This window comes from Streptomyces rectiviolaceus, from assembly GCF_039533825.1.
GTDB classification, from domain to species: domain Bacteria; phylum Actinomycetota; class Actinomycetes; order Streptomycetales; family Streptomycetaceae; genus Streptomyces; species Streptomyces rectiviolaceus.
In genome coordinates this window covers 1-1,065 of sequence record NZ_BAAAUG010000189.1, presented here as the reverse complement: position 1 = coordinate 1,065, position 1,065 = coordinate 1, and the positions used below count along the sequence as shown (strand labels likewise).

The 1,065-nt window shown below is 75.2% G+C and carries 1 pseudogene; it reads left to right on the top strand.

Annotation, left to right across the window (positions count from 1 at the left end):
* Nucleotides 1–1,065, top strand: a pseudogene (locus ABD378_RS39445) (ATP-binding protein); the annotation flags it as partial.

The following is a 1,065-nucleotide window of genomic DNA, read 5'->3' as shown; positions in this document are numbered from 1 at the left end:
CCTCCACCTGGAGGTCCACCCGGGCGGCGACACGTGGGTCGTGCAGCAACTGCGCGCCGCCGCCCGCGAGACCCTCCGCGCGGGCGCCCCCGACGCCGCCCGCCGCTACCTCGCCCGCGCCCTGCGCGAACCCCCGCCCTGGGAGGACCGCGCCGCGGTCCTCTACGAACTCGGCTGCGCGTCCCTCCTGACCGAACCGGCCACGACCGTCAACCACCTGCGCGCCGCACTCGAAGAGCCCATCACCGACCCCGCCCTGCGCCACGGCATCGTCTACCGCCTCTCCCAGGTCCTGGCCCACTCCGACCGCCTGGGCGAGGCATCCGACACCCTCGCCCGCGAGATCCGCCTGACCGCCGGACCACGGGTGCGGATCCGGATGCAGGCCGAGCAGTTCATGTGGGACGCCTTCCGGGCCGACGAGCCGGACTCGCCCGCCCGTTCACGGCGCCTCGCCCGGCTCGCCGACCGGCTGCCCGGCCGCGATCTCACCGAGCGGTACGTCATCGGGCTCCGGGCCTGGGACGCGATGCTGCGCGCCGAACCTGCCGGGACCGCCGTCCGGCACGCCGAGCGCGCCCTGGTCGGCGGGCTCGGCTGGGCCGAGGAGGACCGGGGCTTCGAAGTGCCCGTCCTGGTGGCGCTCACCTTCCTGTACGCCGACCGGCCCGGGCGGGCCGAGGAGCTGTTCGCCGCCGGGATCGCCGACTTCGAGCGTCAGGGCTGGCGCGGCGCCCATCTGTCGTTCGCGTACACCCTTCTCGCGTACGTACGTTTCCGCCGCGGACGTCTCGCCGAAGCCGAGGACTTCGTGCGCGCCGGTCTGCGGATCGCCGAGCGGGTGGGGTCGGGGACCCCCGCCCACTGGTACGCCGTCGGCATCCTCATCGAGATCCTGCTGGCCAGGGGCCGCATCGCCGAGGCCACACGCACCGCGGACGAGTACGGCTTCGGCGAACCGTTCCCCGCGGCCGTCGTCTTCCCCGACGCGCAGGCCGTGCACGGCGAACTGCTCCTCGCCCGCGGCCTCACCAAGGACGCGGCGGCCGAACTCGCCGCGGCGGG